We start from the raw sequence: 6,429 nt of genomic DNA, 5'->3' as shown, positions 1-6,429 counted from the left end.
CTTCTTCAGTTAAACGAACAATATATCTTTTCTTCATCTGATCTCTCAATATGTTGGTAGCATATATTGAGAGAATACTTTAATATTTGGCAATAGCATATTGCTAGTACTAGCTCGAGCTTTACCCTACCACGGTCTGACCTGTCTTGTCATCATGTCATGATTGCCTGTGCAATCGGTGAATGTTTTTCTCCTTAAATCCGTTTTCGATGCGGCATTATCAATGCGCTTGTATCTATCCCCAATCACGCATCAGCTGCGTACGCTGCCTGCGTGATTGGGGCGGAATGTTGTGCCTTTGGCGAGCAACGCCCAGATAATGCGTGCGTTCTTGTTACGCCGTATTATCAGTTTACGTAGCCAGCTTTCTGGCTCAGCCTTGTTCTCGGCAAAGCGGATGACCGATCGTGCTCCATGGATCAGTAAGGTACGCAGGTAAGTGTCGCCACGTTTGCTGATGCCGAGCAATGTCTGCTTACCACCGCTGGAACACTGCTTGGGAACCAGTCCCAGCCATGCCGCCAGTTGTCTTCCGTTCTTATACTCTGTGGCATTACCCACGGTTGCCACAATGGCACTCGCCGTGATCGGGCCAATACCGGAAATCGCTTCCAGTTTCTGGCTGGCTTCGTTCGCCTGGTGCCACAGCTTGATCTGCAACTCCAGTTCTTCCACCTGACGGTCCAGTTCCTTGAGATGATCGTTCAGTCTGTCCAGCAACTTGCGCAGGATACCTGGCAAACCGTTTTCGGCATCTTCCAGAATAGCCGGTATACGTTTGCCAATCGACCGGATTCCCTGAGGCATCACGATACCAAACTCAGAAAGCAGTCCACGTATCTGGTTTGCTTGGGCGGTTCTGGCCTTGACCATACCTCGTCTGGCTCGATGTACTGACAGGATAGCCTGTTGCTCAACATTCTTGATTGGTACAAAACGCATGTTCGGCCGGCTGACCGCTTCACAGATCGCTTCCGCATCTGCCATATCATGCTTGTTGGTCTTCACATAGGGTTTGACAAATTGGGGGGACATCAGCTTGACGGTGTGTCCAAATCCGCTGAGCTTCCTCGCCCAGTAGTGCGAGCTGCCGCATGCTTCCATACCAATCAAACAGGGTTCTAAATTGGCGAAAAACTTTGCCATCCCCTTTCGGCGCAATTGCTTGCGTAACACAATCTTGTCATGGTCATCAACACCGTGAATCTGAAACACTTCTTTTGCCAAATCAATGCCAATTGTTGTAATCTTCATGTCGGACGTTCCTCTCTTGTTTAGCGGGCTTAACTGCGCCTCTACTTTGGCACATTGATGCCGTCTAGGGTAGCGGGCGTCCATTCCATTATATTTGGGATCAGGCCGATCAGAGAATCTGTCAGCAGATGTCAATGAGCCTGTTCCCAGTTTTTTCCAGCTCCTACTTCTACCAGCAGCGGCACATCAAGATCAATGACACGACACATACGATCCGGGAGTTCCAACCTGACTATATCAACCTCATTGTCAGGAACTTCCAGCACCAGTTCGTCATGAACCTGCATGATGAGCCGGCTTTGTAATTTTGTCTGTGATAACCACTGATACACAGCAATCATTGCCAGTTTGATAATATCTGCAGCCGTTCCCTGCATGGGCGCATTGATCGCTGCACGCTCTGCGCCTTGCCGCCGACTCCCATTCGAACTACCGATATCCGGCAGCCATAATCTGCGACCCAGTACTGTTTCGACGAATCCACAGGATTTCGCATTCTCGCGAGTACGCTGCATATAGTCGGCAACACCCGGATACCGCGAAAAATATCGATCCATGTACATGCGCGCCGCACTGCGTTCGATTCCCAATTGCGCAGAAAGACCGTATTCTGACATACCGTAAATCAGGCCGAAGTTGATGACCTTGGCATAACGGCGTTGTTCCGGATCAATTTCATCTGGTGGCAGCGCGAAAATTTCTGATGCTGTGGCGCGATGAATGTCTTCACCGGCTGCAAAAGCATCAAGCAGCGCTCTATCTTTGGAAAGATGTGCCATGATACGCAGTTCGATCTGAGAATAGTCCGCAGAAATAATCTGGCTGCCGGGCGGCGCGATAAACGCTTCACGAATTCGACGGCCTTCCTGCGTTCGAACCGGGATGTTCTGCAAATTGGGATCCGAACTTGCCAGTCGACCGGTCACAGCCACTGCCTGCGCATAGTTGGTATGCACCCGCCCTGTTTTCGAGTTAATCATCTGCGGCAACTTATCAGTATACGTCGATTTCAATTTAGCGAGCGCTCGGTAATCAAGCAGTATTTTGGGCAAAGGATAATCCAGGGCCAGTTTCTGAAGCACATCCTCATTCGTGGAGGGAACACCTTTCGGCGTTTTCTTAATTACCGGCAATTTAAGCTGCTCGAAAAGAATTTCTTGAATTTGTTTTGGGGAATTCAGATTAAACGGTTGACCGGTTATCTTGTATGCTTGTTGTTCCAGAAGGATCATTTTCTCGTTCAGCGCTTCGCTCTGCTTCCGTAAAAGCTGCTGATCAAGTAACACCCCCTGACGTTCCATTTCAAACAATACCGCCATTGCAGGTATTTCGATATGCCGGTAAATATAGTCCTGCCGAGGGTCAGCCTGAATTTTAGGATACAGGTACCGATGAAGCCGCAGTGTCACATCGGCATCTTCAGCGGCATAGGTGGTGGCAGTGTCCACGGACACCTGACTGAAAGCAAGACGTTGCGCGCCCTTCCCGGTTACGTCATCGTAACTGACAGTTTTAACATCCAGGTGTCGTTGCGCCATACTGTCCATATTATGGGGCTTGTGCGATTCCAGTACATACGATTGCAACAGCGTGTCATGCTCGATACCACCTAACCGAATGCCATGATTGGCAAACACATGTTTATCGTACTTCAGGTTCTGTCCCAATTTGGGTTTTTCCATATTTTCAAGCCAGGGTCTGAGCCGCTCAAAAACATAACCCATTTCCAACTGTTGCGGTGCATCAAGATAATCGTGCATCAACGGAAGATAAGCCGCATGGTGGCTTTCCACAGACAGTGAAATACCAACCAATTTTGCTTCCATGGGATTCAGACTGGTCGTTTCGGTATCAATAGACACCAGATCGGTATTATTCAATCTGTCCACCCACTCACTCAATGCCGCTTCCGTCAATATGGTCTGATACACAACAGGTGTAGTTTTTTGCTGTCCGTTGGCGTTCTCCCCATCCTGTTGCCTGAGTTCCTGAAGTGCCGTTTTCATACCCAGTTCTTCGTAAAGTGCTACCAGCCGTTCGGTATCCTGCGGGTTTTGCGTAAGCTCAGTAACTGCAACCGGCAATTCGACATCACACTTGATCTTTACCAGTTTTCGCGCAGTGTCAAACCAGTCCAGCGCCTTGCGCAGGTTTTCACCCACGACACCTTTGATCTCATCCGCATGCGCTATGATATTCTCCAGCGAACCATACTGGGTGAGCCACTTCACAGCGGTTTTAGGGCCCACTTTTTCGACACCGGGAATATTATCGGTACTGTCTCCGACCAACATCAGATAATCAAGCATTTGATCAGGCCTGACACCAAACTTGTTAAACACCCGCTGCTCGTCGAGCACATCATTATTCATGGTGTTGACCAATGTAATATGCGCATTCACCAGTTGCGCGATATCCTTGTCGCCGGTAGAGATAATGCAGCGCATTTCCGCTGCTTCCGCCTGCTTTGCCAGCGTGCCGATCACATCGTCAGCTTCAACGCCGTCAATTGTCAGAATTGGCCATCCCATCGCCTTGATACAGGTATGCAACGGTTCAATCTGCACGATCAGGTCTTCGGGCATAGACGGCCGGTGCGCCTTGTATTGCGGATAGATTTCATCGCGAAAAGTTTTACCTTTTGCATCAAACACGCACGCGCTATAATCCGCATGATAATCCTTATGCAAACGGCGTAACATGTTGAGAACGCCATGTATAGCACCTGTTGGCAAGTTGTGATGGCTGCGCAGATCAGGCAGCGCGTGATAAGCCCGGTACAGGTATGACGAAGCATCAACCAGTAATAACGTTTTCATTAAGTTTAAATTCCTATGAGCCTGCAAAATAAACCCGCCATGTCCCAATCTGTTGAAAAAGCATGGTCAGCAAGAGAATCATGGCGCCTGTTCGGCATTATGGCAGAATTTGTCGAAGCAACGGAAAGACTCGACGCAATTCAGCCTGCTGTGAGCATTTTTGGCAGCGCCCGCACAAAACCGGGTCACCCGTACTACAAATTGACGGAACAGATAACACGACTCCTCTCGGATGCCGGTTTTTCGGTGATTTCAGGCGGTGGGCCGGGGATTATGGAAGCGGCGAATAAAGGTGCTTTTTTTGGGCAGGCACCGAGTGTCGGCTTAAATATTCAGCTGCCCAATGAGCAGCGTCGCAACGCCTACCAGGACATCAGCCAGTCATTTCGTCACTTTTTCGCCCGTAAATATATGTTTGTCAAATTTGCGACGGCTTATGTTGTTATGCCGGGCGGATTCGGCACACTCGATGAACTAATGGAAGCGTTGACGCTGATACAAACCGGAAAAACGCGCAAAATGCCCATTATTCTGGTCTGTTCGGATTACTGGAAAGGCATGATAGACTGGTTCCACGATACGCTGATTCACGAAGGATTTATCTCACCCGAGGACATGAATCTCATCCAGGTGATTGACGAGCCTGATAACGTAGTACATGCCATTTTTAAATACTATGAATCCCGCGGTTTCGAACCTAACGCCGAGGAACGCGAAATCCAGTTGAATCTGTAGTAACCAACTGATACTAATTTAGGTAGAATACAGGTACTGTCTGAAAGGAAACATTAACCCTTACATAACCGATACCCAGCAATATCAGCGCAACTGTCATGCACCAAATATTATCAATTTTACTGCTTTGTATTTCGTTGTTCTGCGCCATGCCGCTGATAGCGCAATCCAACATACCCAAAAACCTGGTACCACTACCTGAAATTCCGGAATTACCCGAACTCTCAGAATCTGACTTGCCAGAATTAGCGCCGCCTCCACCGTTGCCACCCGACATGGAAATCGATCCGGATCTGGAACCGCAAATCACTATTATCAAACGTGGAGAGGACACGATTGAGGAATACCGTATCAATGGCGAACTTCACATGATCAAGGTCATTCCCCGTGTCGGATTTCCTTATTACCTGGTCCGCAACCGTGGCCGTCTAAATTCGCACACTGGCGAACCTGGCAGCAATGTCAGCGTGCCCATGTGGCGTATTCTGGAATTCTAAAATTGGTGAAACACGGCAGTATCTGTGAATCTTCTATCTGTTTTTACTTAAGCGACAGAAATAACACAACATATTGATATTTCAGCTGCAAACGCATGTCCGTCTATACACCTGTCACAGAAAGCCAGCTCTCCGACTGGCTGAGCAATTATGCACTGGGAAACCTGATCAGCCTGCAAGGTATTTCTTCAGGTATTGAGAATACAAATTTTTTCGTTACCACCACCCATGGACGGTTTGTTCTCACATTATTTGAAAAATTAACCGCGGCCGAGCTTCCTTACTACCTGAATCTGATGGCACACCTCTCCAGCCATCAGATCCCATGCCCCAACCCTGAACCGATGCTGGATGGTAGTTTATTCGGCGAACTTAACGGAAAACCGGCCACAATTGTGACCTGTTTACCCGGAACATCACTGGAGAATCCCACAGCAGGTCATTGCGTTCAGGTTGGCAAAATGCTGGCACAAATGCACGTATACGGACAAACCTACCAAGCGTATATGGAAAATCCACGCGGATTAAAGTGGTGGCAGGACAAAGCGCCAGAAATCAAACCCTTTCTGAACACAAATGATCAAACGCTGCTTGATAACGAGTTAAACTTTCAACTATCCCATCAGTTTCAGCAATTGCCCAGGGGAGTCATACATGCTGATCTCTTTCGCGACAATATTTTATTTACCGACCACAGTATTGGCGGCGTAATCGACTTTTACTTCGCCTGCAACGATAGTTTATTATACGATCTGGCTATTGTTGTGAATGACTGGTGCAATACTGAGAACAGGACACTGGATGAAACGCGAACTCTTGCGCTGCTTGAGGCCTATCACAGCATACGGCCACTGTCTCCGCTGGAGCATCAATTATGGCCTGCCATGCTGCGAGCAGGTGCGCTGCGTTTCTGGATCTCGCGGTTGTATGATTTATATTTACCTCGTCCGGGAGAATTGACACATGCCAAGGACCCTGATGACTTTAAAATATTGCTGCATAATCACGCAAAGCATGAATTGCGACTCGGGCAGCTCTGGATCTAGAGTCAGCAGCGCTACACTATTTATAGTGTAGTATTTTTAAATTAAAAACAAAGATAGAAAGAACTGAAAACTGGAGAT

At 48.1% G+C, this 6,429-nt stretch carries 5 protein-coding genes; 3 read left to right on the top strand and 2 right to left on the bottom strand.

From position 1 onward, the window contains the following. Positions 1–252 precede the first annotated feature (252 nt). Complete coding sequence (locus tag BMY62_RS14040) at positions 253–1,254, bottom strand: IS110 family RNA-guided transposase (protein WP_090661357.1); 1,002 nt, start codon at positions 1,252–1,254, stop codon at positions 253–255. Between the two features lie 131 nt (positions 1,255–1,385). Then, positions 1,386–4,073, bottom strand: coding sequence for a DNA polymerase I (gene polA / locus BMY62_RS14035; protein ID WP_090661354.1), 2,688 nt, complete (start codon positions 4,071–4,073; stop codon positions 1,386–1,388). Positions 4,074–4,088: 15 nt separating this feature from the next. Here polA and BMY62_RS14030 point away from each other — a divergent pair, with 15 nt between their 5' ends. The 3 genes from BMY62_RS14030 to BMY62_RS14020 all read left to right on the top strand — a co-directional run bounded on the left by BMY62_RS14030 (position 4,089) and on the right by BMY62_RS14020 (position 6,351). Then, positions 4,089–4,808 (top strand): LOG family protein, encoded by a 720-nt coding sequence (locus BMY62_RS14030; RefSeq protein ID WP_090661351.1) that lies wholly within the window; start codon positions 4,089–4,091, stop codon positions 4,806–4,808. 98 nt (positions 4,809–4,906) lie between these two features. Then, positions 4,907–5,305, top strand: a complete 399-nt coding sequence (locus BMY62_RS14025) for a DUF2782 domain-containing protein (RefSeq protein ID WP_090661348.1) — start codon at positions 4,907–4,909, stop codon at positions 5,303–5,305. A gap of 95 nt (positions 5,306–5,400) precedes the next feature. After that, positions 5,401–6,351: a homoserine kinase gene (locus tag BMY62_RS14020; protein WP_090661345.1), complete on the top strand. Its 951-nt coding sequence runs from the start codon at positions 5,401–5,403 to the stop codon at positions 6,349–6,351. Positions 6,352–6,429 lie beyond the last annotated feature (78 nt).

This window comes from Nitrosomonas marina, assembly GCF_900111605.1.
GTDB classification, from domain to species: Bacteria; Pseudomonadota; Gammaproteobacteria; order Burkholderiales; family Nitrosomonadaceae; genus Nitrosomonas; species Nitrosomonas marina_A.
Note: the sequence above shows the minus strand (reverse complement) of the source record. Positions and strands in the feature narration are given on the sequence as shown.

Coding starts and splice junctions, on each gene's coding strand:
- BMY62_RS14025 (WP_090661348.1), top strand. CDS start 4,907: ATGCACCAAATATTATCAATTTTACTGCTTTGTATTTCGTTGTTCTGC.
- BMY62_RS14020 (WP_090661345.1), top strand. CDS start 5,401: ATGTCCGTCTATACACCTGTCACAGAAAGCCAGCTCTCCGACTGGCTG.
- BMY62_RS14030 (WP_090661351.1), top strand. CDS start 4,089: ATGAGCCTGCAAAATAAACCCGCCATGTCCCAATCTGTTGAAAAAGCA.
- polA (WP_090661354.1), bottom strand. CDS start 4,073: ATGAAAACGTTATTACTGGTTGATGCTTCGTCATACCTGTACCGGGCT.
- BMY62_RS14040 (WP_090661357.1), bottom strand. CDS start 1,254: ATGAAGATTACAACAATTGGCATTGATTTGGCAAAAGAAGTGTTTCAG.